We start from the raw sequence: 26,683 nt of genomic DNA, 5'->3' as shown, positions 1-26,683 counted from the left end.
GAATGGCGCGCGAAGACACCGAAGACGCCATTATCGCCTATAAGAATATTCTGGCGCAGATCATCGAAAACCGGCCTTCGGGAACCCGTCAGCGGCTGGCGACGGAACTCGGCAAGCATCGCAGCTTCGTCACCCAGATAACCAGCCCCATTTATGCGACGCCTCTTCCGGCGCGTCATCTTGCGACGATCTTCCGGGTTTGCCATTTCAGCGCCGCCGAACAGGAACGCTTTCTCGACGCTTATCAGATCGCCCATCCCGGCAAACTGCCGGAATTTGGCGCCTCGGAGAAATTGCGACACCTTTCCATCATGGTGCCTGACTTCGGTGACGAACGACGCAACCGCCTGCTCGAAGAGGCCATCACCGACTTGGTGCAAAAGATCGCTGCAATTTCGGGATCGCCGGATTGAACGGACCATTGCGCGCGACGAGGCGCTAGATGATCATCGCCTTGGGAGGGGCTTGATGAAGAAATTCATGAATACAGCGGAAACAATGGTCGCCGAAAGCCTCGACGGATTTGTGCGCGCCCATGAGGACTTCGTTGTGTTCGGCGCTGATCGTAAATTTGTCCGCCGTCGTCACCTCGTTCCGGGCAAGGTGGCAATCATCTCCGGCGGTGGCGCGGGTCACGAACCAATGCATATCGGTTTCGTCGGTCGCGGCATGCTCGATGCAGCATGTGTCGGGCATATCTTCACCTCTCCGACTCCGGACCAGATCGTTGGCGCGATCGAGGAAACGGATACCGGGGCTGGCTGCCTGCTCGTGGTGAAAAACTACGACGGCGATGTCATGAACTTCGAAATGGCGGCAGAGATGGCATCGAGCCGCCACAAGATTGAAATGGTGATCGTGAGCGACGACGTCGAAACGGCGCGGACGCAGGACGGGCGCGGCCGACGCGGTGTTGCCGGTACCGTCATCGTTGAGAGACTTCTCGGCGCCGCAGCCGAAAAGGGAATGGCGCTCGCCGAATTGAAAGCCCTTGCCGGTGATCTTTCGCCCCGCATCAGATCGATGGGTGTCGCATTGACGGGCGTAACGGTGCCGCACACGCAGCGATCAACCTTTGCGCTCGGCCCGGGTGAGATAGAAATGGGCGTCGGCATTCACGGGGAACCAGGCCACGAGAGAGAGCCCTTCTCCAACGCAGATGCCATCATCACGCATCTGAGCGTGACAGTCTTCAACGAAGTCGCTCCGGTTGCGGACAAGGCACTGCTTTTCGTGAATGGACTTGGCGGCACGCCACCGGCCGAACTCTATCTCGCCTACAATACTGCCCACCGCTTCATGACGGATCATGACCTGAGGATCGTACGCTCGCTGGTCGGCACTTACGCCACCTCCCTCGAGATGCAGGGTCTTTCGGTCACGCTCGCCATCCTCAGGGAGGAAGAACTCTTCCTCTGGGATTCGCCCGTTGCGACGGCGGCATTGCGCTGGGGGTGCTAGGGCGGTCACCTACCAAAAGCAGCTTAGGCATCTGATTTACTACAGAAATTACCGACGTTATGGAGCAAGTGCCACATGCGTCAGGCGGCGCGTTGGGAGCGGCAATGCGCCCACGCTGTCGCCTCTACCGAGGCGGTCTTACCAGTGTTTCTGGGGTTATCAGATGCAGCCGCTCGTCTTCTTTCGCCAAACTCTCGACATCGCTTGAAAAACCACTTCTACTGAAAAACAGGTAGTGCTTGCCCGTCGCTCCTTCCCCGTAAGTCGTTTTCTCGGATCGCTCACGCAACAATCGGACGTGGCCAAGGTCGATCACGCGCGATCGCCATTTGCATTCGCCATAGAAAAATGCACCATCCAACAATCGCCCCGCGACATCGATGTCGAAATCGGGGTGACCCCAAATCTGGCCAACCTCCTGCGTCGGAACCGCAACGACCTCCTGCAGATGGAGCCTTGCAAATTGAAGGGTGATCGGTTCGAACGCAATCCCCATATATTCGGAGAACCGAGGCTCCACGACGCGGTCGTAAACCTCCTCGCCAAACCCGCTGCTGATCGCGCTCAGGTTTGGTCGCACGAAACGATGCCAGAACGACATCAGGCTGTCGGCAACGCGATAGCGGCGGTTTCGGCCCTTTTCGTCGGCATCCAGCGATTTCGAATTATCGATCAAATCAAGCGCGAGTAGTTTTGCCAGGTACGGTCCAATGCCGTCTGCTTTGACACCCAGTCGGTTTGCGATCTCCGACTTAGTGTTGCAACCGCCAGATATAGCCGCAACCACGCTTGAGTAAAAGGACGGCTCTCTGAGTTCGGTTTGCAGCAGCGTGTTCGGTTCGTCGATCAGGGTGCCTGTCTCTGTGAGCAAGAGTTTGATGACGTTGTTGCGGAGCGGTTCCTGAGCGTCGCAAAGCTGAAGATAGTAGGGAATGCCGCCGAAAATCGCATAGGTTCTGATAATGTCGTCGGCCGTGTACTCCGGGAAAAACTTGGCGACGTCGACAAGGGGCAAGGCCTTCATGTCGAGCGACAGGGTTTTTCGCCCGTAAAGCGGGTTCCGTTCCGCCAACAGGTCTTCCATTTGAGAAATGGCAGAGCCGCAAAGGATCAGTTTCATCGCCCCATCTGCAAGTGCGCCGGAATCCCAGAATTTCTGCACGATCGATGGCAGTGCTGGCTCGTTATCAAGCAGATAGGGAAATTCGTCGATCGTGACGATCAATCCCGGATGCTCGCCGGCACGCTCGGCAACATAGTGCAGTACCCCCTCCCAGCTTGACAGGGCTTCGAGCTGTGGCTTTGATCCGATTGCCTTTCCGACATCGGATTTGAACTGTTCCAGGTTCAAAAGTGATGAGACGCGGGTCGCCTGAAAGTAGATTTCTGGGCGGTTCTTGGCGGCCTCCCGAAGGAACCGCGATTTGCCGATCCGCCGTCGGCCAAATACGATGATGAGGGAAGGTCGTTGCGAATCCAATTCGATCCGCACCAGCTTGAGTTCACGTTCGCGCCCGAGAAACTGCATATGCCTGCCTTGTGGTAATTATAATTACCTTAATCGTGATTACCTTAATCGTGTTTACCTTATTGACGATCAGCTTGTCAAATTCTGCGCGCTCCAGGCTCTGTGGCGACGTCACGACTTGTATCGAGGGCGTCGCAGCGTTCTAATTTGAACGCCCGCCAACGAAATTACAGCCTCCGCGGCCTCGGCCGTATGGTTACCGCACTGCCGTATATCGCCAGAAAGAATCGTGCAGTCTCGGTTGGCTTGGTGGAACGCCTCGGAGGCAATAAAAGGGGTCAGTCTCTTACTGCACCCGAACGTTGCTTCGGTCGAAGAAGTGCAGTCTCTCTGCCTTGGCGGCAATCCGCACCGGGGCGTCGATCTCTATTCTTGATCGGCCCGCGACACGAAAGACAACATTGTCGCCGGTCGGCAGCGTTGCGTGAACGTAGCTTTCAGCGCCGATCAGCTCGACAGCGGCGACGCGAGCATCGGCGGCAAGGGCCGCGGGTTCTGCGCCCCCAGCCAGATGGAAATCCTCCGGGCGGATGCCGATGGTGGCGGTTTCGGCTGGAAGACGGTCTCGGTTGCTCAATGTCAGGCTCGGATTGTCGGTCGAAAACAGGTTCATCGCCGGCGAGCCTATGAAGGTCGCGACGAAGGTTGTTGCGGGTTTCTCATAGAGCTCGATCGGTGTGCCGACCTGCTCGATCAGGCCGCCGTTCAGGACGACCAGCCGGTCGGCGAGGGTCATCGCCTCCATCTGGTCATGCGTGACGTAAACGCTGGTGGTTGCAAGTGACCGCTGAAGGCGCTTGATCTCGACCCGCATCTGTACGCGCAGCTTGGCGTCGAGGTTGGAGAGCGGCTCGTCGAAGAGAAAGGCGGCGGGCTCGCGCACGATCGCCCTGCCCATCGCCACACGCTGGCGCTGGCCACCTGAAAGCTGGCGCGGCTTGCGCTCAAGGTAGGGCTCGATCTCGAGCGAAGCAGCCGCCTTGGCAATGCGCCTGTCGATCTCGTCCCTGGGCGTGCTGCGGTTCTTCAAGCCATAGGCGAGGTTCTGGCGTACCGTCATATGCGGATAGAGCGCATAATTCTGGAAGACCATGGCGATGTCCCGCTCGGAGGGCTCCAGCTCGTTGACCCTACGCCCGCCGATCCCGATCTCGCCGGCAGTGATACCTTCCAGTCCGGCGATCATACGCAGCAGCGTGGACTTGCCGCAGCCCGAGGGGCCGACGAGGACGAGGAGTTCGCCRTCGGCGATGTCGAGCGACACGCCCTTGATCACGTCGATGCCGCCGCCATAGGACTTGCGGACGTCGTTAAGCTTGATTCCGGCCATTATTTCTCCGTTTCCACCAGACCTTTGACAAACCAGCGCTGCATGAGCACGACGACGAGGACTGGCGGGATGATTGCCAGGATCGCCGTCACCATCACGAAGTTCCACGGGGTCGCCGCATCAGCAAAATCCACCATCTTGCGCAAGCCAATGATGATCGTCGTCATGCGCGCGTCGTTGGTCACGAGCAGTGGCCAAAGATATTGTGTCCAGCCGTAGATGAAGAGGATGACGAAAAGCGCGGCGATATTGGTGCGCGATAGCGGCAGCAGGATATCGCGCATGAAGCGGAAGGGACCGGCGCTATCGATACGTGCCGCCTCGACCAACTCGCCCGGGATCGTCAGGAAGAATTGCCGGAACAGGAAAGTCGCCGTCGCTGACGCCATCAGCGGCAGCGTCAGACCGGCGTAGGTGTCGATCATGCCGAGATCGACGATCACCTTGTAGGTCGGCAGGATACGGACTTCGACCGGCAGCATCAGCGTGATGAAGATCATCCAGAAGAAACCCATGCGGAAGGGAAAACGGAAGAAGACGATCGCAAAAGCCGACAGAAAGGAAATCGCGATCTTGCCGACCGCGATGACGAAGGAAACGACGAAGGTGTTCCAGAGCATCCGCTCGAGACTGACACCGACGGTGCGCTCGACACCACCGAAGAGCGCTTCGCCGTAATTTCCGGAGAAGTGCGCACCCGGCAGCAGCGAGATCGGCGGTCGCAGGATCTCCGCCGAGCTCATCGTCGAGGCGACGAAGGTGTAGTAGATCGGAAAGGCGACGATGACGATGCCGAGGATCAGCATCAGGTGGCCGAGAAGCGTGGCCAGGGGACGTTTTTCGATCATCAGCCTGCCTCACCCATAATGAACGCGGCGTTCCACGAAGCGGAACTGGAAGGCGGTCAAGGCAATCACGATTGCCATCAGGATGACCGATTGTGCCGCCGAGGAGCCGAGGTTGAGATTGACGAAGCCATCGTTGAAGACCTTGTAGACCAGCGTTTCGGTCGCCCGTGCCGGACCACCCCCGGTAACCGCGTGGATGATGCCGAACGTGTCGAAGAAGGCGTAAACGGTATTGACCACAAGCAGGAAGAAGGTGGTCGGCGCCAAAAGCGGGAAGACGATCGTCCAGAAGCGCCGGCTGCCGCGCGCACCGTCGATCGCCGCCGCCTCGATCAGCGATTTCGGGATTGCCTGCAGCCCGGCGACGAAAAAGAGGAAATTATAGCTGATCTGCTTCCAGGCGGCCGCAACAATCACCAGCAGCATGGCCTGGTTGCCGTTCAGCAGTGGATCCCAGCCGAAGCCGTTCCGACGCAGCAGATAGGCAAAGGTGCCCATGGCGGGATTGAACATGAAGAGCCAGAGCATGCCGGCAACGGCGGGTGCCACTGCATAGGGCCAGATCAGCAGCGTCCGGTAAAAGGACTGCCCCCGCACCACCTTGTCGGAGGCAGTCGCAAGCGCCAGCGCCAGGACCATGGATAGCAGCGCCGTCGAGATGCTGAAGACGACGGTTACCTGCAGCGAGTGCAGATAGTTCTCATCAGAGAGAACCGCCCGGAAATTGGCGAGGCCGACAAAACCGCTCTTGAGTCCGAAGGGATCCTCGCGCTGCGTCGACTGGTAAAGCGCCTGGCTTGCCGGCCAGAAGAAGAAGACCACGGTAAGCACGATCTGAGGCGCGACCAGGAGATAGGGAAGGATCTTGTTTGGAAAAACAACACGCTGCAAATGAGGCTCCTGACAAACGGTAGTAACCGCCCGCGGCTTCGACCACGGGCGGCAGGTGGCGTCTGTTAGTTGCCCAGGGCTTGCTGGATCGCCGCATTGCCTCGCTCGACCGCCTTGTCAAGCGCCGCTTTGGCGTCCTGCTTGCCGGCGAGCATCGCCTCGAATTCCTCGTTCATGATGTCGCGGACCTGAGGCAGGTTGACGAGACGAACGCCCTTGGAATTTTCGGTGGGCGCCTTGCCCATCATCTGCAGGATCGGCGTTTCGCGAGCAGGGTTCTTGTCATAGAAGCCGGACTTCTTCGTGTCCTCGTAGGCCGCCATGGTGACCGGCATGTAGCCCGAAACCTGATGCAGTCGCGCCTGGATCTTGGTCTGGGAGAGGAAATGGAAGAACTCGGCGATGCCCTTGTATTCCGCATCCGACTTGCCGGCGAAGACCCACAGGCTCGCGCCGCCGGGGATCGTATTCTGCGGCCGCCCCTCGCCATCATAATAGGGCAGTTGACCGATGCCGTAGTTCATCCCCGACTTGACGATGTCGCCGAGGCCACCCGAGGATTCCGTCATGATGGCGCATTCGCCGGAGGTGAAGAGTTGCTTTGCCTCCGAGGTCCTGCCGCCGTATCGGAAGGTGCCGTCCTTGGCGAGATCGGCGATCGCCTGGAAATGCTGGACGAAGAGTGGCGAGTTGAATTCGAGCTTCACATCCGTGCCGCCAAGCCCGTTCTCGTTGGTGCCGTAGGCGACGTTGTTCCACGCGGCAAGGTTTTCCGTCTGGATCCAGGTCAGCCATGTTGAGGTAAGTCCGCAAGGGGCTGCGCCGCTCGCCTTGATCTTCTTGGCTGCCTCGAAGACATCAGGCCAGGTTTTCGGCGGCGTCTCCGGATCGAGGCCGGCCTTCTTGAAGACATCCTTGTTGTAGTAAAGGATTGGCGAAGAGGAGTTGTAGGGGAAGGACAGCATCGTGCCGTCCGGCTTCGAGTAATAGGCCACGATGCCGGGCAGATATTCAGACTTGTCGAACTTGTAACCGCCCTTCTCCAGCACCTGGGCAGCCGGCATGACGGCGCCCTCTGCCCCCATCATGACGCCGCTACCGGCGTCAAAGACCTGCAGGATTGCCGGTGGCTGCTTGGCGCGGAAGGCGGCGATGCCGGCGTTCAGGGCTTCCGGATAGGTGCCCTTGAACACCGGGACGATCTTGTACTCGCTCTGGCTCTCGTTGAACTCCTTGGACAGCTTTTCGACGACCTCGTTATTGGCGCCGGCCATGGCATGCCACCATTGCAGTTCGGTCACCGCAAAGGCGTGCTGGGCACCGGCCGAAAGGGTCGCGGCTGCGACGGAAACGAAAAGTAGACGTTTGGACATAATTCCTCCCTGTGGTTTTGGCGATCGTCTGCCACCTTTTCCGGACGATCCTCCTCGATCGTTCCGGAAATCCTCTTCTGTCTTTTCCCGAAAGCGGCGAACTCCTAATGCAAAGCTGTGCAATCGAAGAGAACTAGGACGCTTTCGCAATCTGTCGAGCATCGGAGCGAAGATCGCCTCAAAGGCCGGCGATACTCCTCAAATCCTCGATCGCGCCTGGCGCGGCGGCAAGCACCGGCGCGCCTTTCGTGAGCATCTCGCCCTGTGTCGGGAAAGGGTGGTACCAGCCGCCCGCCTCTTTCACCAGGCAATAGCCGGCCATGCAGTCCCAGGCATGCATGTAGGGCTCGTAATAGCCAACCAGCCGGCCCGCCGCGACATAGGCGAGCATCAGCGCGCCGGAGCCGTTGCGCACGAAATTTCCGCCGGCGTCCAGCAGGCTTTCGACCATCTTCCCGACGAAAGCCGGCGAGACGTAGTTGTTGGCACCGATTCCCGTCACCGCGTTGCGAATGTTGCGCGAGGGGTCGAGCGTCAGCGTCTTGCCGTTAAGCGTCGCACCCATGCCGAGTGCCGCGGCATAGAGTTCGCCGTGGCAGGGCGCGGAAATGACGCCAAGCACGGGAACGTCGTCGTGCAGAAGGCCGATCGAAACACACCAGTTCGGCATGCCGTTGACGAATGGGCTCGTGCCGTCAATCGGATCGACAACCCAGGTGAAGCCCGAGGCGCCATGTTCGAGCCCATACTCCTCGCCGAGGACACCGTCGCCCGGATAGGCTTGATGAAAGCGGGCGCGGATCAGGTTCTCGACTTCGCGATCGGCGATCGAAACGACGTCCTGGGGGTCGCGCTTGGTCTCGATGACGAGGGTTTCGCGCTTCCTGAAATAATCGAGCGCCACTTCGCCTGCCTCACGGGCAACCGCCTCAGCAAGCGCGAGACGGGCTTCGAGACCGGAGATGACATGCGACGTCATGAACTAATATCCTTCTTGTCAAAACGGGTTTGGGGTCAACCGATAATGGCGATGCCACGGCTCTTGAAGCCGATCGTCACTTCCGTTCGCGGCGCGAGCGCCTTTTCGACAGCCGGGTCGACGACGAAAAGCGTACCGTTGCTCGTCTTGACCTCGTATTCGACGCGGTCGCCAAGATAGGCGGCATGGGTGATCTCGCCATTGAACGATCCATCGGAGGTACGCGGCGCAAGGGTGATGGCGTTCGGACGAATGGCGAGCTGCGCCGGTCCGGTGCGGATGTTGCGGCCCGCAACCCGATGCTGCAGCCCCTCGACGCTGATCGTCGCGCTGTCGCCCTCGACGCCGACGATGTCGCAGGGCAGCACGTTGGCCTCTCCCATGAAGTCGGCGATGAAGGCGGAGGCCGGTGCGTCGTAGAGGTCGCGCGGCGCACCTGCCTGTGCGATCTGGCCATCCTTCATGACAATGATGCGGTCGGAAACGGCAAGGGCTTCGTCCTGGTCATGCGTGACATAGACCGCGGTGAAGCCGAGACGCTGCTGAAGATCGCGGATCTCAGTGCGCACGCGCCGGCGAAGGCGGGCGTCGAGATTGGAAAGCGGCTCGTCGAGCAGCAGGACCTGCGGCTCCAGCACCAGGGCGCGGGCGACGGCGACGCGCTGTTGCTGGCCACCGGAAAGCTCGGCCGGCAGGCGCTGGCCCATGCCGGCGAGACCGACCAGCTTCAGCCCCTCCTCCGCCCGCTCGCGGGCCTCCTTGCGGCGAATGCGGGAGGATTCGAGGCCATACGCGACATTATCGAGCGCCGTCATGTGCGGAAACAGCGCGTAGGACTGGAACACCATCGAGACGTCGCGCTCGTTAGCCGGAAGGGCCGTGACATCCTTGCCGCCGATCAGGATCCGGCCGGCCGAGGGATGTTCCAGTCCGGCCAGCATGCGCAGTGTCGTCGTCTTGCCGCAGCCCGATGGTCCGAGCAGCGTGACGAGCGTACCCGGCTCGATGGTCAGCGAAAGATCAGGGATCGCTGTGAAGGCACCGAAGGTCTTGCGGACATTTTCGAAGACGACGGACCCGGCGGCGGTGTTGCTCATGCGGTTTTCTCCTGACCGAGAGGCGCGGAAGCGGCTTTACCGGCAAGCGCGACGCGGTTTTCGCGCCGCAGCCGGCGCTCGCCGACGAGAAGCTGGAAGCCGGCGATGATGACGATCATCACCAGGATAAGCGCCGAGGAATAGGCGATCGCCACGCCGTATTCGCCGTTTTCGACAAGGCCGACAATATAGGCGGTGGACATGTTGTACTTCGCGCTGACCAGAAAGATGACCGCGCTAATCGAGGTGATGGCACGGACGAAGGAATAGACGAGTGCTGCGGTGATTGCTGGCCGAAGCAGCGGCAGGATAACCCTGCGGATGGTGCGGAAGCTGTCGGCGCGCAGTGTCAGCGACGCCTCGTCGAGGCTCTTGTCGAGCTGGCTCATGGCCGCCACGCCGCCGCGCACGCCGACCGGCATGTTGCGGAAGACAAAGCAGGCAACGAGGATCAGCGCCGTGCCGGTCATTTCGAGCGGCGGCAAGTTGAAGGCCATGATGTAGCTGATGCCGATAACGGTGCCGGGAATGGCAAAGCTCATCATCAGTGCAAATTCGAAGAGGTTGCGGCCGACGAACCGCTGACGAACGATCAGATAGGCCGTCAAGAGGCCGACGGCTGCTGTCAGCGGCGCGGAGATCAGGGCGATCTCCATTGTCGTCCAGAAGGAGTTCCAGGCGACGCCCGTCCAGGCAATGCCACCATCGTCGCGCCAGCCGATCGAGAAGGCCTTCACGTAGTGCTCGACGGTAAGCGTGTTGTCGAGGCCCCAGGTGCGGACAAAGCCGCCGAAGAGGATCATCGCGTAGACGACGATGGTGAAGATCATCCAGGGAATGACGATCGCATGCACGCCGATCGAAAGTCCGCGCGGCAGGGCGATATGGGCGCCTGAATCCCCCTTGCCCGTCACGGTCGCGAAACTCTTGCCGGCGAGCCAGAAGCGCTGCGCGATGAAGGCCGACATGGTGAAGAGAAGCAGGATCATCGCAAGGACGGCGGCCCGTGACGGATCGTTCTGCGAGCCGACGACGGCGAAGAAGATCTCCGTCGACAGCACGCCATGGCTGCCACCAAGCACCATCGGATTGCCGAAATCCGCCATGCTCTCGATGAAGGCAATCAGAAACGCGTTCGCGAGACCGGGCTTCATCAGCGGCAGCGACACCCGCCAGAAGGTGCGCCAGCGGTCGGCACGCAAGGTTTGAGACGCCTCCTCCATCGAGGGGCTGACGCCTTCCACCACGCCGATGAGCACGAGGAAAGAGATCGGCGTGAAGGAAAGAACCTGGGCGATCCAGATGCCCGTCAGTCCATAGAGCCAGCGGCCCGGTTCCGCACCGAGAAGAGTTGCCACCGTTTGGGTGACGACGCCGGCACGCCCGAAGAGCAGCGTCAGCGCCAGACCGACGACGAAGGGCGGCGTGATGATCGGCAAGATCGTCAGCAGCCTTAACCCCTTCTTGAAGGGAAATCGCGTGCGCGTCGCAACCAGCGCAAAGCAGAGGCCGAGGAGCGTCGCGCCGCTGGCCGTCAGGATCGCGAGCCAGAGCGTGCGCCAGGCGACGCCGCAGCGGTCGCCACCAACCAGGCAGTCGAGACTCCAGACGGACGCGTCCTGAATATTGGTCACGAACCCGCTCGTATCAAACGACCCATCGAAGGCCTGAAAGGCGCCGACGAACATGCTGCCGACCGGGTAGAAGACAAAGATTGCGACCAGCACGATCAACATGACGATGGCGCCGACAAGAAAGGCATCACCTTTCATGACGCCGCGTTCGGCAAGCCCGAAGGAAAAGAGAAGCACGAAAACGATGCCGGCAAGGATGGCGCCGGTACCCATCGAGGGCTGCCCATCGTTGAGCGTACCGAAAAGCATTTCGCTAATCGTCCAGCTCCAGCCGGAGAAGGTAATTGCCAATCCCTGCAGCGCCAGGAAGGCAAAGCCGAGGCCACCTGCCAAGGCAAGCAGCCGACCGCGGCGGATCGGATCGGACATCAGGCGCGCCGAGCCGCCCACGAACAGGAACATGAGGGCGCCGGCAAGCCACCAGCGTCCGTGCATCAATATCTGCAAAACGCCAGGCGCGGCGGCAGGGTCAGCTGGAAAGCCGGAAAGCCAGCCGAAGCTGTAAAAGCCACCTTCGATCCGGTACCACGGAAGGAGAACGAAGGCAGCAAGGCCGAGAAGAAGAGCGACATCGAGCCGTCGATTGCTATGTGTCATGGTCGGGTCCGCGTCTTCATCCGGTTTCAGTTGTGCCTTCGGGCCGAACATAGTCCGGCCCGGGCACGGCGAAGTCAGGTTCAGTTCGCCTTGGCGCCGATCTCCTTGTCCCAGCGAGCAAGAAGCGCCTTGCGAACATCGGGATCGCCGTATTTCGCGAAATCGTAATCGATGAGCTTGATGTCCTCGAACTTCGGCGCCTCCTTCGGCACCTCGGCGGATTTGTTGGACGGAAGCTGATAGGACTTCGCTTCCTTCATGTGCGATTGCGCTTCGGCGGAAAGCGCCCAATCGTACCATTTCTTGGCGTTTTCCAGGTTCTTGGCGCCCTTGACGATCGACATCGAACCGATTTCGTAGCCCGTGCCTTCGCATGGCGCGACGGCCTTGATCGGGAAACCCTCGACGGTCTGGGCGACCGCGTCGTGCATGAAGACGATACCGATGGTGGATTCACCGCGCGCGGCCGCCTTTACCGGCGCCGAACCGGACTTGGTGTATTGAGAAACATTGGCGTTCAGCTTCGAGAGGTAATCGAAAGCCTTGTCCTCGCCCATGATCTGCACCAGCGTGGCAAGCGTGTTATAGGAGGTGCCGGACGAATTCGGATTGGCGATCTGGATCTCACCCTTGTAGCTCGCATCGAGCAGGTCAGCCCAGCATTTCGGCTCCTTCAGCCCCTTCTTGGCAAGGATTTCGGAGTTGTAGCCCCAGCCGAGCGCGCCGGCATAAACGCCGACCGTGCGGAACTTGGCGCTCTCGGCCTGCTTCTTGGCCCAGTCCTGGAGCTGATCGAACAGCGGCGACTTGTATTCCTGGGTCAGGCCTTCGGCGGCTGCCTGAAGATGGGGATCGCCGGTGCCGGCCCACCAGATATCCGTCTTCGGGTTGCGTGCCTCGGCACGGATCTTCGCATAGGTCTCGCCAGCCGACAGGCGAACCATGTTCACCTTTATGTCGGTCTGCTTCTCGAACAGACCCTTCATCAGGTCGCAGACCTGCGAATCCGCCGAGCAGATGACATTGAGATCGCCGGCGGCATGAGCCGAAAAGGCAACAAAGGATACACCCGCGGCAAGCAGTGCCGCGGCCAACTTGACCGGTCGCATGATTTCCTCCTGGTTGTGACGGCGCCTCCACGCCGGTCGCTCTTGCAAGCGTGTGCAGAGCTTGCATACGGGCAAAATAACTGTCAACTCGTTTTTCGCAAAACTGTCATAAAAGTCTCGTGCAAGACCGCTTGCACGCACGTGCAACAAACGGCTAAGAAAGACCGTGCGGGAGGGAAAGGTGCGGTCGAAAATTTTCGTTAGTGCACAGGAAGTCGCCGAAAGGGCCGGCGTATCGCGTTCCGCCGTCTCGCGAACCTTCACCCCGGGAGCGAGCGTTTCGGCAGAGACGCGCGAACGGGTGCTGCAGGCGGCAGAGGAGCTCGGCTACCACGTCAACCATCTTGCCCGAGGCCTGATGCGCAACGAAAGCGGCATCGTCTGCCTTATCGTTTCCGAGGTCGCGACGCCGTATCGGTCGGCGCTGCTCAGGGAGCTGACGCTGCAGCTGCAGAATGCCGGCAAGGTGGCGATGTTCATCAACACGGATCGCTCCGACGGCAGCGTCGACCGGGCGCTGCAACAGGCCATCCGTTATCGCGCCGATGCATCGGTCATTCTTTCCGGGCTTCCCGACAAGTCGATAACGCAGCTTTGTCTGCGCAATGGCCAGCGCCTGGTGCTGATCAACCGCGACGACGATCAGCCTGGCCCGCTCCGGATCAATCTCGACGACGACGAGGCCGGCGGACGCATCCTGACCGCCTTCGTGCGGGCCGGCTGCCGCCGGCTTGCCTTTGCCAATTCCGAAGCGGGGACGCCTAGTCTCATGGGGCGCGAGCGCGGATTCGTTGCCGGCGCGCGCGCGCTTGGAATGGATGTCATCGTCGAACGTCACGGCTGGACGGGCTATGAGGCCGGGCGCGTTCTCGCCCATCGCCTGCTGACGGCCAAGGAGCGGCCCGACGCCGTCTTCTGCGCCACTGACCTCCTGGCTTGCGGTTTCATGGATGCGGCACGCCACCAGTTCGGCATATCCATTCCGGACGAACTCTGCGTCGCCGGCTTCGACGATATCGAGCAGGCGTCCTGGTCATCCTACGAACTGACGACATTCGCACAGCCGGTCGCCGAAATCGCTTCAAGGGCCGTCGAGTGGTTGACCAAGTTCGAGCGGGAGGACGGCCAAGGCGAGGTTCAGTCCATCAGGTTGAGGGCCGAACTGCTTTGGCGAAAGTCTATTCGCGCCAGGAAATCATAACACCGCTACCGGCACAGCGAGCATGCTGCGCAGACGCGCAACGTCGTCCATACCGGCTCCGGGCTGGTGCCGCGACATGACGACCTGACCACGCCGGATGGCGAAGGTCGACAGCGACGAGGACGAGATGTGTCCGACCAGGCGAGAGGCAAGGGTCGGCCATGCCCATTGGCGCAGAACCGTCAGCTGATCACGAGATGTCCTGGCGAAACGGTTCGATATTCGCGCCGTCCAGCCTCGTATTCGACAGGCCGGATCGGGCTCCTCAGCTCCTCGACGACAGCCATTCGTTTCTGGCGGCGACGGTCCGGGTCCGGCACCGGAACCGCGGCCATGAGTTTCTTGGTGTAGTCGTGTTGCGGGTTGCCGAAGACTGCCGCGCGCGGGCCGATTTCGACGATCTCGCCAAGATACATGACCGCCACACGGTGGCTGACGCGTTCGACGACCGCCATATCATGCGAAATGAACAGGAAGGCGAGATCGAGGCTCTGCTGCAGATCGAGCATGAGGTTGATGACCTGCGCCTTGATGGACACGTCGAGTGCCGAGACACTTTCATCAGCGACGATGACCCTGGGTTTGAGTGCCAGGGCGCGGGCGATACAGACGCGCTGTCGCTGGCCGCCCGAGAATTCATGCGGGTATCGTCGTGCCATATCGGGTGTCAGCCCGACCTTCAGGAGCATGTCAGCGACAACGTCCTTTGCCTCTCTTGCTGTGCCCATCTTGTGTTCGAGGTAGGGCTCGGCAATCGCCTGACCGACGGTCATGCGCGGGTTGAGCGATGCAAACGGGTCCTGAAAGATCATCTGCACTGACTTGCGCATATCGCGCATCCCGCGCTTGTCGAGAGCGAGCACGTCGCGTCCCGCGACCAGCAGGGATCCCGAATCCGGTTCGATCAGCCGCATGATGGCGCGCCCTGTGGTCGATTTGCCACAACCGGACTCGCCGACCAGCGACAGCGTCTCGCCGGCGAAAAGGTCGAAGGAAACGTTCTCGACGGCATGCACGCGGCCGCTCAGTCGTCCAAACAGCCCCGAGTGGATGTCGAACCGCTTGGTGAGCCCCTTCACCTCAAGGATCGGCTTGTCCTTGGATACGGTGTCAGGCACTTCGACCTGCTTGTCCGTTTCACCGGTTGCGGTGTTGACAACAGGAAAGCGCAATGGCCGGGCATAGGCCTGCATTGATCCAAGCACCGGGACGGCAGACAGCAGGGCGCGGGTGTAGGGATGCTTTCCGCGGTGGAAGATGTCGGCGGTGGCACCGGTCTCCACCTGCTCACCGCGATACATGACGACTGTGCGGTCGGCAATTTCGGCAACGACGCCCATGTCGTGAGTGATGAACAGGACCGAGGTCCCCTGCTCGTCCTGCAGCATCTTGATGAGATCGAGGATCTGCCCCTGGATCGTTACGTCGAGTGCCGTCGTCGGTTCGTCGGCGATCAAGAGCTTTGGCTTGGAAGCCAGAGCCATGGCGATCATCACGCGCTGGCGCATGCCGCCGGAGAAGCGATGCGGGTATTCATCGAAACGAGATGCGGCGGACGGGATGCGGACCTTTTCCAGCAACCGGATCGTCTCCGCCTTCGCGTCGGCCTTCGACATCGCCTGGTGGCACAGCAATGCCTCCGAGATCTGGTCGCCAATGGTAAAGAGCGGATTGAGGCTCGTCATCGGTTCCTGAAAGATCATCGAGACGTCGTTGCCGCGGACCTTTCGCATCTCATTTTCTGAAAGTGACAGCAGGTCGCGGCCGCCCAGCATGATTTTGCCCTCGATGCGGCTCGAATCGGGCTGCAGGAGCCGCATGATCGAGAGCGACGTGACACTCTTGCCCGAGCCGCTTTCGCCGACGATCGCGACCGTTTCTTGCGGTGCCACAGAGAAGGAAACATCCCGCACGACGGGTTTTAATCCGCCATCCACCAGAAACGAGGTGGTCAGGTTCTGGACAGACAAAACCGGATCGACGGACCTTGCAGTGCTTGTCTCTGTGGCGCTCATGATCGTTCCCTTCCTTCTATCGTTTGTCGCCTGTCGGTCCTCAGTCCGGCCAGCGCAGCATGCCGTCAAAGCGATGCTTGCTGCGGTTTTCGAACGGGGTGGCGATGATTTCGTTCGAGGCACGAGCCTTGTTGAGCTCTTCTGCAAGACGGACGGCGACGATCTCTTCCTGGCCAGGGTGCAGGTTGCAGGGATCGAGATAGAAATGCTGATGCTCGACCTCATGGTCGCGCACGATGACCGGCGGGTTGCCTTGCGACAGAGCGGCAGCGAGATCCCAGGCGGTGATGTGGGCCTCCGTCGGCGATATCACCACCCGCAAGCGGTCAAGCGGATTGTTGGTAGGATCGGGCTCGATCAGTGCCGTCACGCCCGGGCGATCGTCCAGTTCGTTCTTCCAGAGGTTCAGGCAGGCGGTCTCACGTTCCCGGATGGCCGCATGATCGCGCTTTTCCCAAGCTTCTAACGCAGCCATGACGCCATAAACGCTTTCCTTGCCGACTTTCATGCCGCGGCCGATCCCCATGTTCTGCAGGAAGGCGCTGCGCACCAATTCCTTCTTGCCAGCGACGATGCCGGAGGTCGGACCGCCGAGGAACTTGTGGCCGGAGTAAAGCGCGATATCGGCTCCTTGCGCCAGGAAGAGCTTGAGATCGTATTCGGAGGCCGCATCAACGATCACCGGAACGCCCTTCGCGTGGGCGATCTCGACAAATTCGCTAAGATGAAGCAAGCCGTAGTCGACAACATGATGCGACACGACATAGACGGCTGCCGCCGTTTTCTCGGTAATGGCATTTTCCATATGGAAGCGATGCGTCGAGGTTGCCTGCCCAATCAAGACGACCTTGCCCCCGGCGAGGCGAATGGCCTGATCAACCGGCGCGCCGTAACTGACAACATGGCCCATCTGCACGAGGACTTCGTTCTTCTCGGGAGAGACATCGGGCAATTTCTCGATGGCCAGGAGATTGTCGCCGGTGATGGCGCCGGCGACGGCGAGGCTTATGCCGGCCGAGCACGATGCGGTGACAAAGCCAGCTTCACCACCAGTCAGCCGTGCGATGACGCTGCTTGCCTTGCGTTGCAGGTCGTTGATCTCGACGAACTGCGGCAGGATCGCTGCCATCGCCTCTATCGCTTCCGGCACGACGATCGATGCGCCGAGGCTTGTCATGGTGCCGGACACGTTGATGACCGGGCGCAGGCCGATCTTGGTGCGGATATCATCGGACATTCTATTTCTCCAGAGTGGCGGCAGGTTGCAGATTGCCATCGACAGTTATGCCATAGTAATGTAATAGCTTCTCGTTATCAGACGAGGAGCGTAGAATTGGACACCAAGAGCTCATCCGCAGCCCCCCTCCATGAGGCCGCATCGATCGAGGCGGCCGACCCTAAAGGCGCGCGGCGCTCTCGCGTCAGCGGTATTGACCGTGCCTTGCAGGTAATTGATTATCTTTACGAAACCGGTTCTCCAGCGGGTGCTTACGCAATTGCCAAGGCAGTCCGGGCTCCGCTTTCCACCGTCTACGTTATCATCGACGACCTGGTCGAAAAGAACATGCTGGCTCGCAACTCGGATGGGTCGATCTGGCTTGGTTCGCGCCTCTATCATTATGGCCTCGCCTATGCCCGGTCGCTGGACTTCATGAGCGTTGCCACGCACGAGATGCACGATCTCTGCCGGCAAGCCGGCGAAACCGTGCAGGTCTGCGGTCGCGACGGCGATTACATGCTTGTGCTTGCGATGGCGGACGGCCCAAGCCATTTTCAGGTTGCCTCGCGTGTCGGCACGCGCGTGCCATTGAACTGGACGGCGTCCGGCAGGCTTCTTGTCGGCCACCTGCCCGAGAACGAGCGGGTAGAATTGTTCAAGCGCTGCGCCCGCACCTCGCCGACCGGGCGCGCTGAGATCGATGCGCGCACGCTTTCCGATGCCGCAGGCAAGGCTTTCGGGGAGCGACTGTCTATCCAGGTCGCCGAGTCGGACTACGCGGTTGCCTGCATCGCGTCGCCGGTCTGCGACCGGGAAGGCCAATGCGTTGCCACCATTTCGATCGTCCTGCCCGAACAGAAGGTTCTGTCCGACGAAAGCCATTACACCGAACAGGTGCGAGCTTCGGCGGAGCGGATCGAGAAGTTGATGGGATGGCGCAACCACTGACCTGACCTCCTCAGTCGTTGAGCGAGACGATCGCCTCGATCTCGACAGTGATGTTGCCTGGCAGGGAGCCGAGGCCAACGGCGGAGCGAGCATGCTGGCCGGCCTCGCCGAAAACCTCGATAAGGAGGTCCGAGCATCCATTGATGACGCTCGGATGGTTTTCGAAGTGCGGCACGGCGTTGACCATGCCGAGCAGCTTGACCACCCGCTTCACCCGGGAGAGGTCGCCGAGCGCATCATGCATGACGGCCAGCAGGTTGATGCCGGTGAGCCGTGCATGCTGATAGGCTTCTTCCGTGCTCACTTCGCTGCCAACCTTGCCGGCGTGCAGATGACCGTCCGCTTCCCGCGGGCCCTGACCCGACAGATAGAGGATGTTGCCTTCGCGAACATGGGTAATGAAGTTGGCGATGGGCGGTGGAGCTGATGGCAGCATAATGCCGAGCGCCGCGAGGCGCTCGTAGGGTGTCTGTACCGCTGCTGCGGCCTCTGCTGGGGACGTGTCCACGTCTGCTCCTATCATGCGGTTTGGACCTTCCGTTCAGCGCCACGAATAGCCGTGGCTGTGACGGACGAGCTTGCGGGCACGCGGAATATAGCGGCTGGCCGCGATCGCCTCCGATCCGATCACCGCGTATCGCGGTTCAAACAGCTTCTGCAGGCGGGAAACGTCGCCGTTGGAGTCGGTCGCTTCGAGATCGGCATCGATGAGATCGAAGATCGTGAAATCCGCCCTCTCGCCAACGCAAAGACGGTTTTCCATCGACAGCTTGATGACCGAGGCCGGTGCGTGCGTCACACCCTCCACGACCTTGTCGAAGGGCATGCCGACGGACAGGAGCTTCGACATGGTGGTCGCGAGATCCCAGACCGGGAAATTCATCGAATGACCATGCAGGTCGGTCGAGATGGAGAACGGCAGAAGGCCGCGTGCGATGGCTGCTTCCGCCACCTTGAAGGAGAAGGATGCGCCGCCATGGCCAATGTCGAGGCGAATACCTTCGCCAGCGCAACGTTCGGCGAGATTGAAGAGGTCCTCGTCTTCCATGATGCTCGACCCGGCCTTGCCGTTGAAGCAATGGGTAACGACGTCTCCGGGACCGAGGATCTCAAGCACTTCATCATAAAGCGCTGGCGGCTCGCCGACATGGACCATCATCGGGATCTTGAGGATCTTGGCGATCTTCTTGCCGAGCTTGACAGGCGTGACACCCCAGGAACCGGTGATGACATGGCTCGCCCGTACCTTCAGGCCGACGATGTGTTCGCTGTTCTCAGCATAGCATTCGAGAATGCGGTCGAGGTCGATGTCACTGATATCGCGCAGTTCGGCAACGCGGTTGCAGGCGACAAGGCCGATCGAGCCAAGATTGAGGAAAGCCTTGATGCGCTCTCTCGACGGCTCGATGATATATTCGCGGAAGCCGTGGAAGTTGGCTTCCCCCGCTGATCCGGCATCAACCAGCGTCGTGACGCCTCGCTCGGCGCCGCATTCCGACGGACGGATCGAAATGTCGGTGCCGCCATGCCAGATATGGACGTGAAGATCGACCCAGCCGGGCGAGATCCAGGCTCCCTTGGCGTCGAGGCGCGCGGCATCTGCTGGCGCGGCAAGCGTCGGGCCGATTGCGGAGATCCTGCCGTCGGCGCCGACTAGGATGTCCGTCGTGCTGCTGGAGGGGAAAGCCGCGCCGAAAGCCATGGGCTTTACATTGGTGATGAGGAGCGGCTTGCCCGCTTTTTCACCGGTCATTCTAAATGTCCTTTCGAAGTCTTGGATCGAGCATGTCCCGGAGACCGTCGCCAACCATTTGCAGCGACAGTACGGAGAGGATGATGGCGAAGCCCGGGAAATRGGTCATCCAGTCGGCCTGGCCGATATATTGACGGCCGGCTGCGATCATGGTTCCCCAGGTCGGGATTTCAGGGCTGACGCCGAGGCCGAGGAAGGAAAGTCCGGCTTCGGCCAGCATGGCGCTGGCAAACAGGAAGGTGCCCTGCACCAGGATCGGCGACAGAAGATTGCGAAGCACGTGTCGCGTCATGATATGGAAGGTGGAAATGCCGAGCGCCTGCGCCGCCTCCACATAGGGTAGCTCGCGTATGACCAGGGTCGAGGCGCGAACGATACGCGCCAGGCGCGGCGAGTAGACGATCGACAGGGCAACGATGACCGTCGTCAGCGATGGCCCGAGAGCTGCGACAAGCGCGATAGCCAGGAGAATGTCCGGAAACGACATCATCGCGTCGATCAGGCGGGCGATCGGCGTATCGAGTTTCTGGAAGAAGCCGGCAAGCAGACCGAGCGTGACGCCGATCAACGCGGAGAGCACGACAACGGCGGCGCCAACCAACAGCGACAGCCGCCCGGCATAGATGGTGCGTGAAAACACATCGCGGCCGAACTCGTCGGTGCCAAACCAGAACATTTCACTCGGCGGCTTGAGCCGGTTGACGATCGACAGCTTCGAGGGCGAGTACGGCGCAATCCAGGGCGCCAATGCCGCCAACAGCACGAAGATGGTGAGCACGATGATGCCGGCGGCGACCGTCTTGCGTCTCAACAGGCGGCGAAGGAATTTGCTGCGCTCGGCTGCGGCGGGACTCTCGGTGGTGGTTAAGATATCAGCCATCAGTAGCGCACCCTTGGATCGACCAGCAGATAGAGCATGTCGATTGCGAAATTGATGAGGACGTAGAGGCCGGCAATGACCAGCAGTGCGCCCTGGATGACGGGGTAGTCGCGTCTGAGAACGGCAGAGACGACGAGATTGCCGACCCCCGGAAGGCCAAACACGGTCTCCGTTACAACAGCACCTGAAATCAGCACGGCGGCAGTGAGGCCAAGCACTGTCAGGATCGGGATCAAGGCATTCTTCAGCGCATGCTTGAGGACAACCTTGCGTTCGACCAGCCCCTTGGCGCGCGCGGTGCGAATGTAATCGTCGCCGAGCACATCAAGCATCGAGGCGCGCGTGAAGCGCAGGATCAGCGCCGAGGAGACAAGGCCGAGGGCGAAGGAAGGCAGCGTAAGGTGGTACATGCGCTCAAGAAAGGACGCGCCGGGGCCGCCGTATCCGGAGACAGGAAACAGGTTCAGGCGCACGGCGAAGAACTGCATGAGAATGAGTCCGAGCCAGAAGCTCGGGATGCTTGCGGCCAGCATGGCGGTGGTTGTCGACAACTGATCTATGAACGAGCCGCGTCGGTAGGCGGCATAGATGCCGATCGGCAGTGCCACGACACTTGCAATCAGGAGCGAGAAGATCGTCAGGAAGAAGGTCGGTTCTGCGCGTTCGAGAAGCGCCGAGGTCACCGGCATGTCGAGGAAGATCGACTGGCCAAGATCCCCCTTCAGAAGCTGTCCTATATAGAAGAAGTATTGAACAACGATCGACTGGTCGAGACCGAGGCGCGCGCGCAATTCGGCAACGTCCTGTGTGGTTGCATCAGGGCCGAGCATGACTGCGGCGGGGTCGCCGGGCGTCACACGCACGATCACGAAGACAATCGTGACGACGAGAAACATCACAACGATCATGCCAAGAAGGCGCTGAAGGATGTAGCGTATCATGGAAAGCGGCTCCTGTGTCCAGGCAGAGCACGATCGTGGACGGATGCCGGCCTCAGGACCAGCACCCGGCACGCGGGGTTACTTCTTGATCGATGCGTTCCAGAAGTACGGCCAAGGGGCGGGATCGACACCCTGAAGCTTCGTTGACATGGCCGAGACGGCGTTGAAATCGCCAATCTTCATGAACGGCACCTCGTCGTACATCGTCTTCTGGACCTTGGCCCAGAGTTCAACGCGCTTCATTGGGTCGATCTCGGTGGTGAACGCATCGACGGCACTCTTTCGCGCCGGCGTGTCCCACCATCCAGGCGAGCTCGGAGACAGGGAGCCGATCAGGGCCGGTTCCGGAAGGAACGGGCTGTGGCTGATATAGATGTCCCACAGCGCCTTGTCGGTGCGGCGCTGTGTCAGCGTCGCCCAGTCGACGACCTGGAGGTCCACCGTAAAGCCCGCCAGCTTCAGATATTCGGCCGCCACCTGGGCCATCTTGTAGTGGAACTCGTACTGGCGGCTGGTCAGGATGCGGATGGGCTCAGCGTTGTAGCCTGCCTCCTTGGCGGCCGTGGCTGCGCCTTCCGGATCCGCGACATTATAGTTGCCTTTGACACCTGCGTCCGTGCTCCAGGCGAAGTTGCCAGGATAGACGTTGCCATCCGCTGCGTAGAAGTCCGTACCGCCGAAGGCGGCTCCCATCATGTCTTCCATGCTGAGCGCCTGGCGGATTGCCTTGCGGATCGCAACGTTCTTTGTAACGCCGGCAGCGGTGTTAAAGACGAATACCGGATAGCCAAACGGCTTCAGGAGCAGCGGCTGGGTTGCCGTTGAGGACTTTAGTTTGTCGTAAGATTCGACCGGCAGGGAGTCAATATAGTCGTATTGGCCAGAGATGGCGGCCTCGACGCGGGTGTTGGCATCCGGCACCGGTACGAAGCGGATTTCGTCGAGATACTGATGGCGGGCGCCGCCATAACCATCACTGTCGCCGGAGCGCGGCTTGTAGTCATTGAAGCGGACGAGCTGGATATATTGGTCAGCCTTACGCTCCTTCAGCATGTATGGGCCGGTGCCGATGAAGTCCGTCATCGTGTCGGCCTGCTTTTCCGCGGGAATGATGATCGCAGCGGAGTTGTTGAAGGCAAGCAGCGAGACCAGTGGAGCGTAGGGCTGTTTCAGCTTGATCGTGACGGTCGATGCGTCGGTTGCAGTGATCGATTCGATAAAGCCAGCAGCCTGTTTCCCGCGCGAAGCAAGCTTGGTCCAACGATTGAGCGAGGCAACGACGTCGTCTGATGCCATGTCGCTGCCGTCATGAAACTTGATGCCCGTGCGCAGCTTGATCGTGTAGGTCTTCCCGTCGGCGCTGACCTCAGGAAGGCTTTCGGCCAATAACGGCGTTACGGCCCACTTCTTGTCGAACGTATAAAGCGTCTCGAAGATATGCTGTGTGACGATACCGACAAGGTCGGCTGTCGACGTCATCGGATCGAGTGTCGGCGGTTCGCCAATCGTAGCGACATTGATCACGCCGCCTTTTTCCTGCGCCAGCAGAAAAGACGGCGTTGCGATCAACGCCGTGGCGACAAGGAATGCGAGCTTCATTCTCATATCTATCTCCCGTTTTGTTCCACAATTATGTTATATGCACTTTTATAACAGAATACATGGAGTGATGGTGGTGTCAATGGCGGGACGCGACACGAGTAGCGTGAATGCGTTCGGGAAGGTGAGCGGAGCAAGTCGACGGACGCCGGCAGTTGGAACCAGAGACCCGGCTGCGCCGACCATCAACCGGTACACTGACGCCGCAAGAGGCTTCCTGCGTCATATTGGGGAAGGTGGGCACTTTCTTACCGGAGGTGCAGCAACGCGATGCTTCCGTGCTCTTGGCTTCGTTACAAACCTATAATATCGGATTGCAAAAGCCATAGGATAGATAATGAGCGGAACGGGAACAATCACACCATATTCCGGCGATCTCGTCGCAGGCGCCGTCGCGCAGATCTCTTCTCTCATCCGCGAAAGCAGGCTGAAGCCAGGGGATCGCCTACCCTCCGAGGCAGCCCTGACGGAAAGCCTCAGCGTGTCCCGTACCGTGGTCCGTGAAGCTCTGCGTTCGCTTGCTGCCATGCGTCTGATCGATCTCGGCGCCGGCAAGAGGCCCACCGTCGCTGAACTTGACGACAGTTCCATCGCCATGACCTTCCGACATGGCCTGTTCACCCACCAAATCGACATCCGTCAGATCTATGACGCACGCCGCACCATCGAGGGGCGTACGGCAACACTTGCGGCGCTGCTGCGCACAGAGAAAGAGGCGGACGAGATCCTCGGCTTCGCCCGCGCCATGCAGAACCGCCTCGACCAACCGGCCGTCGTCATGGAAAACGACCTCGCCCTCCACCTGGCGATCGCGCGCGCCTCGAAAAACCCCGTCTTCGCCCTGATGATAGGCGCCTTTCAGGGCGTGATCGTCGAGTGCTGGCCGATCGGTTGGAAGGTGCGTGCTACCGACGACGAACGCGAAGCCATGAACCGCCTGCATCTCGACCTTGCCGAGGCGATCGCCGCCTCCGATCCTCAGGTGGCATCGACGATCATAGACCAGCATTTCGACCAGAGCCTCAGGGCTCTCGCCCGTGGCGGCCTGACCTGAAAACAAAACTGGAGTTCCCATGAAAATTACCCGTCTCGAAACGGTGCGTATCGCCGAGCGCCCCAATCTTCTTTGGCTGCTGGTGCACACCGACGAGGGCCTCACTGGCCTCGGGGAAACCTTCTTCGGTGCAGAAACGGTCGAAGCCTATATCCACGAATACATCGCGCCGCGCGTCATCGGACGCGATCCACTGGAGATCGACCGGCTCGCGGCCGATCTCGTCGGCTATCTCGGCTTCCGCTCGTCCGGTGCGGAAGTGCGCGGCAATTCCGCCTTCGACATCGCGCTCTGGGATCTGTTCGGCAAGGCAACTGGCCAGCCGATCGCGCAGCTGCTCGGCGGCTTCACCCGAAAGGAGATCCGGACCTACAACACCTGCGCCGGCACCGAATACATCAAGAAGGCGACCGGCCAGACGACGGCAAATTACGGTCTCGCCGAAGGGCGCGATTACGACGACCTGAATGGCTTCCTGCATCGCGCCGACGAGCTGGCCCACTCATTGCTGGAAGAGGGCATCACGGCCATGAAGATCTGGCCCTTCGATGCGGCAGCGGAGAAGACACGCGGGAACTATATTTCCATGCCCGACCTCAGGGAGGCGCTCATACCGTTCGAAAAGATCCGCGCCGCCGTCGGCGACCAGATGGACATCATGGTCGAATTCCATTCGATGTGGCAGCTCTTACCGGCGATGCAGATCGCCAAAGCACTGACGCCATATCAGACCTTCTGGCACGAGGATCCGATCAAGATGGACAGTCTTGCCAGCCTGCGGCGATATGCCGAGGTTTCGCCGGCCCCGATTTCCGCTTCGGAAACGCTGGGCTCGCGCTGGGCGTTTCGCGACTACCTCGAGACCGGCGCGGCCGGCGTGGTGATGCTCGATATCAGCTGGTGCGGAGGCTTATCGGAGGCGCGCAAGATCGCGGCGATGGCGGAAGCCTGGCATCTTCCTGTCGCGCCGCATGATTGCACCGGCCCCGTCGTCCTGTGCGCCTCCACTCACCTTTCGCTGAATGCGCCGAACGCGCTGGTGCAGGAGAGCGTGCGCGCCTTCTACCGAACCTGGTATCGTGATCTGGTGACCGCCCTTCCCGAGGTCCGCAACGGCATGATAACCGTGCCGCCCGGCGCGGGTCTCGGCATGGAACTCAATCCGGAACTCGAGCGAGCCTTCACGGTCAGCCGCAGGATCTCCGACCGAGAGAGCATCTGACATGCCGCCGGGAAACGGCGCCGATTCGGGGAAATCGATGACAGACATGAGTGAGACAGACGGGACCGGTAGTAGCTTTATATTGGTCGCCGGACCAGCGGCGATGCTGCTCGGGATGTTGATGTTTGCGCTGAACGACGCAATGGGGAAATGGCTGGTCGCCAATTATGGCCTCGGCCAGGTGATCCTGATCCGCAGCCTGGCCGCGTTGCTCATTCTTTCGCCCTTCATCTGGCGCGGCGGATGGAAGCCAATCACGCAGGCGGAGAGACCGCTGATGCAGGCGCTACGCGTCCTCTTCTCGACCCTGGAGGTGTTCTGCTTCTACTATGCGGTCACCTATCTGCCGCTTGCCGACGTGATGACCTATTGGCTGGCAGCCCCGATCTATGTCGCCGCTGCGTCACCGCTCCTGCTTGGTGAGAAGGTTGGCTGGCGACGCTGGACGGCGATCTTCGTCGGTTTCGTCGGCGTCGTCATCACCCTTGAACCGTCAAGGGCAATGTTCACCATGCCGGCCTTCATTTCGATCGTCGGCACCTTCGCCTTCGCCTTCATGCTACTGTCGGGCCGCAGCCTGCGTTCCACGCCGGACAAGACGCTGGTGCTTTTCCAGCTAGGCGGCGCCGGTCTTGCCGGGCTTATCATCGCCCCGATCGACTGGACGCCGCTAACCTCCGTCCCGGAAATCGCCCTGCTTTGCCTTCTGGGCGTCGTCGCCATGGGCGCCCATATGCTCGTCAACCGCGCGCTTAAGATCTCCGACGCTGCGACCGTTGCGCCGCTTCAGTATACGCTTCTTCTCTGGGCGATCGTCTTCGGCTGGATGTTTTTCGGCGACATACCGCGCCCCACCATGATGGTCGGCGCGAGCCTGATCATCGGATCCGGCTTGTTCATTTTCTTCCGTGAACAGCAGTTGAAGAAGGGCCGGTCCGATCGTCCGCCTGAGGTCCCCTGAGCGAATATGCCCTCGAATGGCAAAAGGGCCCGTGGCTGACGCC

General features: G+C 60.5%; 23 protein-coding genes. 7 read left to right on the top strand and 16 right to left on the bottom strand.

The annotated features are described in order from the left end of the window. The first annotated feature begins 2 nt into the window (after positions 1 to 2). Together AC1DE4_RS04480 and AC1DE4_RS04475 are read left to right on the top strand one after the other, a co-directional pair. Positions 3 to 413: a hypothetical protein gene (locus tag AC1DE4_RS04480; protein WP_062371674.1), complete on the top strand. Its 411-nt coding sequence runs from the start codon at positions 3 to 5 to the stop codon at positions 411 to 413. Positions 414 to 468: 55 nt separating this feature from the next. Further along, complete coding sequence (locus tag AC1DE4_RS04475) at positions 469 to 1,461, top strand: dihydroxyacetone kinase subunit DhaK (RefSeq protein WP_477880189.1); 993 nt, start codon at positions 469 to 471, stop codon at positions 1,459 to 1,461. Positions 1,462 to 1,585: 124 nt separating this feature from the next. On the opposite strand, the gene AC1DE4_RS04470 is transcribed toward AC1DE4_RS04475, so the two are convergent. The 9 genes from AC1DE4_RS04470 to AC1DE4_RS04430 form a co-directional block, all read right to left on the bottom strand. Then, a complete protein-coding gene (locus tag AC1DE4_RS04470) occupies positions 1,586 to 2,989 on the bottom strand; it encodes an ATP-binding protein (protein ID WP_477880187.1) in 1,404 nt (467 codons plus the stop codon). A gap of 286 nt (positions 2,990 to 3,275) precedes the next feature. Further along, positions 3,276 to 4,319, bottom strand: coding sequence for a sn-glycerol-3-phosphate import ATP-binding protein UgpC (locus tag AC1DE4_RS04465; protein ID WP_477880185.1), 1,044 nt, complete (start codon positions 4,317 to 4,319; stop codon positions 3,276 to 3,278). Continuing rightward, positions 4,319 to 5,167, bottom strand: coding sequence for a sn-glycerol-3-phosphate ABC transporter permease UgpE (gene ugpE / locus AC1DE4_RS04460; RefSeq protein WP_025658489.1), 849 nt, complete (start codon positions 5,165 to 5,167; stop codon positions 4,319 to 4,321). The genes AC1DE4_RS04465 and ugpE overlap by 1 nt, the downstream gene beginning before the upstream one ends. Positions 5,168 to 5,176: 9 nt before the next feature. Continuing rightward, positions 5,177 to 6,058: a sn-glycerol-3-phosphate ABC transporter permease UgpA gene (gene ugpA / locus AC1DE4_RS04455; protein WP_477880183.1), complete on the bottom strand. Its 882-nt coding sequence runs from the start codon at positions 6,056 to 6,058 to the stop codon at positions 5,177 to 5,179. Positions 6,059 to 6,123: 65 nt separating this feature from the next. After that, on the bottom strand, positions 6,124 to 7,431 hold the full coding sequence (gene ugpB, locus AC1DE4_RS04450; RefSeq protein WP_477880181.1) for a sn-glycerol-3-phosphate ABC transporter substrate-binding protein UgpB: 1,308 nt from the start codon (positions 7,429 to 7,431) through the stop codon (positions 6,124 to 6,126). A gap of 178 nt (positions 7,432 to 7,609) precedes the next feature. After that, on the bottom strand, positions 7,610 to 8,410 hold the full coding sequence (locus AC1DE4_RS04445) for an inositol monophosphatase family protein (RefSeq protein WP_477880179.1): 801 nt from the start codon (positions 8,408 to 8,410) through the stop codon (positions 7,610 to 7,612). A gap of 35 nt (positions 8,411 to 8,445) precedes the next feature. Continuing rightward, positions 8,446 to 9,507, bottom strand: a complete 1,062-nt coding sequence (locus AC1DE4_RS04440; protein ID WP_477880177.1) for an ABC transporter ATP-binding protein — start codon at positions 9,505 to 9,507, stop codon at positions 8,446 to 8,448. Continuing rightward, positions 9,504 to 11,738, bottom strand: a complete 2,235-nt coding sequence (locus tag AC1DE4_RS04435) for an ABC transporter permease (RefSeq protein WP_477880175.1) — start codon at positions 11,736 to 11,738, stop codon at positions 9,504 to 9,506. The genes AC1DE4_RS04440 and AC1DE4_RS04435 overlap by 4 nt, the downstream gene beginning before the upstream one ends. Positions 11,739 to 11,818: 80 nt before the next feature. Next, positions 11,819 to 12,847 carry an ABC transporter substrate-binding protein gene (locus AC1DE4_RS04430; protein ID WP_169679847.1) on the bottom strand — a complete coding sequence of 343 codons (1,029 nt, stop codon included), beginning with the start codon at positions 12,845 to 12,847 and terminating at the stop codon, positions 11,819 to 11,821. Positions 12,848 to 13,028: 181 nt separating this feature from the next. On the opposite strand from AC1DE4_RS04430, the gene AC1DE4_RS04425 reads away from it, so the two are divergent. Beyond that, the gene (locus AC1DE4_RS04425; RefSeq protein WP_025658483.1) at positions 13,029 to 14,048 is read left to right on the top strand and encodes a LacI family DNA-binding transcriptional regulator; all 1,020 of its coding nucleotides are present in this window, start codon (positions 13,029 to 13,031) and stop codon (positions 14,046 to 14,048) included. 182 nt (positions 14,049 to 14,230) lie between these two features. Here AC1DE4_RS04425 and AC1DE4_RS04420 read toward each other — a convergent pair whose 3' ends face one another. Then, complete coding sequence (locus AC1DE4_RS04420) at positions 14,231 to 16,063, bottom strand: ABC transporter ATP-binding protein (protein ID WP_025658482.1); 1,833 nt, start codon at positions 16,061 to 16,063, stop codon at positions 14,231 to 14,233. A gap of 40 nt (positions 16,064 to 16,103) precedes the next feature. Beyond that, positions 16,104 to 17,300 (bottom strand): aminotransferase class V-fold PLP-dependent enzyme, encoded by a 1,197-nt coding sequence (locus AC1DE4_RS04415; RefSeq protein WP_477880172.1) that lies wholly within the window; start codon positions 17,298 to 17,300, stop codon positions 16,104 to 16,106. A gap of 96 nt (positions 17,301 to 17,396) precedes the next feature. On the opposite strand from AC1DE4_RS04415, the gene AC1DE4_RS04410 reads away from it, so the two are divergent. Next, positions 17,397 to 18,230 (top strand): IclR family transcriptional regulator, encoded by an 834-nt coding sequence (locus AC1DE4_RS04410; RefSeq protein ID WP_025658480.1) that lies wholly within the window; start codon positions 17,397 to 17,399, stop codon positions 18,228 to 18,230. Between the two features lie 10 nt (positions 18,231 to 18,240). Here AC1DE4_RS04410 and AC1DE4_RS04405 read toward each other — a convergent pair whose 3' ends face one another. From AC1DE4_RS04405 to AC1DE4_RS04385, 5 genes are all read right to left on the bottom strand, one after another. After that, positions 18,241 to 18,753: a RidA family protein gene (locus AC1DE4_RS04405; RefSeq protein WP_037214761.1), complete on the bottom strand. Its 513-nt coding sequence runs from the start codon at positions 18,751 to 18,753 to the stop codon at positions 18,241 to 18,243. Positions 18,754 to 18,771: 18 nt separating this feature from the next. Beyond that, positions 18,772 to 19,983 (bottom strand): amidohydrolase/deacetylase family metallohydrolase, encoded by a 1,212-nt coding sequence (locus AC1DE4_RS04400; protein WP_477880169.1) that lies wholly within the window; start codon positions 19,981 to 19,983, stop codon positions 18,772 to 18,774. 1 nt (position 19,984) lies between these two features. Then, complete coding sequence (locus AC1DE4_RS04395; RefSeq protein WP_477880167.1) at positions 19,985 to 20,863, bottom strand: ABC transporter permease; 879 nt, start codon at positions 20,861 to 20,863, stop codon at positions 19,985 to 19,987. Then, positions 20,863 to 21,804 carry an ABC transporter permease gene (locus AC1DE4_RS04390; protein ID WP_025658476.1) on the bottom strand — a complete coding sequence of 314 codons (942 nt, stop codon included), beginning with the start codon at positions 21,802 to 21,804 and terminating at the stop codon, positions 20,863 to 20,865. The genes AC1DE4_RS04395 and AC1DE4_RS04390 overlap by 1 nt, the downstream gene beginning before the upstream one ends. A 78-nt stretch (positions 21,805 to 21,882) precedes the next feature. After that, a complete protein-coding gene (locus AC1DE4_RS04385; protein WP_477880165.1) occupies positions 21,883 to 23,409 on the bottom strand; it encodes an ABC transporter substrate-binding protein in 1,527 nt (508 codons plus the stop codon). 331 nt (positions 23,410 to 23,740) lie between these two features. Between AC1DE4_RS04385 and AC1DE4_RS04380 the strand changes: the two genes are divergently transcribed. Genes AC1DE4_RS04380 through AC1DE4_RS04370 form a run of 3 tightly spaced genes read left to right on the top strand, consistent with a single transcriptional unit; the run spans position 23,741 to position 26,640 of the window. Then, positions 23,741 to 24,457 carry a FadR/GntR family transcriptional regulator gene (locus AC1DE4_RS04380; RefSeq protein WP_051420029.1) on the top strand — a complete coding sequence of 239 codons (717 nt, stop codon included), beginning with the start codon at positions 23,741 to 23,743 and terminating at the stop codon, positions 24,455 to 24,457. A gap of 19 nt (positions 24,458 to 24,476) precedes the next feature. After that, positions 24,477 to 25,679 carry a mandelate racemase/muconate lactonizing enzyme family protein gene (locus tag AC1DE4_RS04375; RefSeq protein WP_025658473.1) on the top strand — a complete coding sequence of 401 codons (1,203 nt, stop codon included), beginning with the start codon at positions 24,477 to 24,479 and terminating at the stop codon, positions 25,677 to 25,679. 46 nt (positions 25,680 to 25,725) lie between these two features. Further along, positions 25,726 to 26,640, top strand: coding sequence for a DMT family transporter (locus tag AC1DE4_RS04370; protein WP_051420031.1), 915 nt, complete (start codon positions 25,726 to 25,728; stop codon positions 26,638 to 26,640). Positions 26,641 to 26,683: the final 43 nt, after the last annotated feature.

It is taken from the genome of Rhizobium sp. 10N414 (assembly GCF_056394785.1).
This window is presented reverse-complemented; position numbering and strand designations above follow the sequence as displayed.

What these genes read in the sequence shown, in the direction of transcription:
- AC1DE4_RS04480 (WP_062371674.1), top strand. Translation starts at nt 3, where the DNA reads ATGGCGCGCGAAGACACCGAAGACGCCATTATCGCCTATAAGAATATT.
- AC1DE4_RS04475 (WP_477880189.1), top strand. Translation starts at nt 469, where the DNA reads ATGAAGAAATTCATGAATACAGCGGAAACAATGGTCGCCGAAAGCCTC.
- AC1DE4_RS04470 (WP_477880187.1), bottom strand. Translation starts at nt 2,989, where the DNA reads ATGCAGTTTCTCGGGCGCGAACGTGAACTCAAGCTGGTGCGGATCGAA.
- ugpE (WP_025658489.1), bottom strand. Translation starts at nt 5,167, where the DNA reads ATGATCGAAAAACGTCCCCTGGCCACGCTTCTCGGCCACCTGATGCTG.
- ugpB (WP_477880181.1), bottom strand. Translation starts at nt 7,431, where the DNA reads ATGTCCAAACGTCTACTTTTCGTTTCCGTCGCAGCCGCGACCCTTTCG.
- AC1DE4_RS04445 (WP_477880179.1), bottom strand. Translation starts at nt 8,410, where the DNA reads ATGACGTCGCATGTCATCTCCGGTCTCGAAGCCCGTCTCGCGCTTGCT.
- AC1DE4_RS04440 (WP_477880177.1), bottom strand. Translation starts at nt 9,507, where the DNA reads ATGAGCAACACCGCCGCCGGGTCCGTCGTCTTCGAAAATGTCCGCAAG.
- AC1DE4_RS04435 (WP_477880175.1), bottom strand. Translation starts at nt 11,738, where the DNA reads ATGACACATAGCAATCGACGGCTCGATGTCGCTCTTCTTCTCGGCCTT.
- AC1DE4_RS04430 (WP_169679847.1), bottom strand. Translation starts at nt 12,847, where the DNA reads ATGCGACCGGTCAAGTTGGCCGCGGCACTGCTTGCCGCGGGTGTATCC.
- AC1DE4_RS04420 (WP_025658482.1), bottom strand. Translation starts at nt 16,063, where the DNA reads ATGAGCGCCACAGAGACAAGCACTGCAAGGTCCGTCGATCCGGTTTTG.
- AC1DE4_RS04415 (WP_477880172.1), bottom strand. Translation starts at nt 17,300, where the DNA reads ATGTCCGATGATATCCGCACCAAGATCGGCCTGCGCCCGGTCATCAAC.
- AC1DE4_RS04405 (WP_037214761.1), bottom strand. Translation starts at nt 18,753, where the DNA reads ATGATAGGAGCAGACGTGGACACGTCCCCAGCAGAGGCCGCAGCAGCG.
- AC1DE4_RS04400 (WP_477880169.1), bottom strand. Translation starts at nt 19,983, where the DNA reads ATGACCGGTGAAAAAGCGGGCAAGCCGCTCCTCATCACCAATGTAAAG.
- AC1DE4_RS04390 (WP_025658476.1), bottom strand. Translation starts at nt 21,804, where the DNA reads ATGATACGCTACATCCTTCAGCGCCTTCTTGGCATGATCGTTGTGATG.
- AC1DE4_RS04385 (WP_477880165.1), bottom strand. Translation starts at nt 23,409, where the DNA reads ATGAGAATGAAGCTCGCATTCCTTGTCGCCACGGCGTTGATCGCAACG.
- AC1DE4_RS04380 (WP_051420029.1), top strand. Translation starts at nt 23,741, where the DNA reads ATGAGCGGAACGGGAACAATCACACCATATTCCGGCGATCTCGTCGCA.
- AC1DE4_RS04375 (WP_025658473.1), top strand. Translation starts at nt 24,477, where the DNA reads ATGAAAATTACCCGTCTCGAAACGGTGCGTATCGCCGAGCGCCCCAAT.
- AC1DE4_RS04370 (WP_051420031.1), top strand. Translation starts at nt 25,726, where the DNA reads ATGAGTGAGACAGACGGGACCGGTAGTAGCTTTATATTGGTCGCCGGA.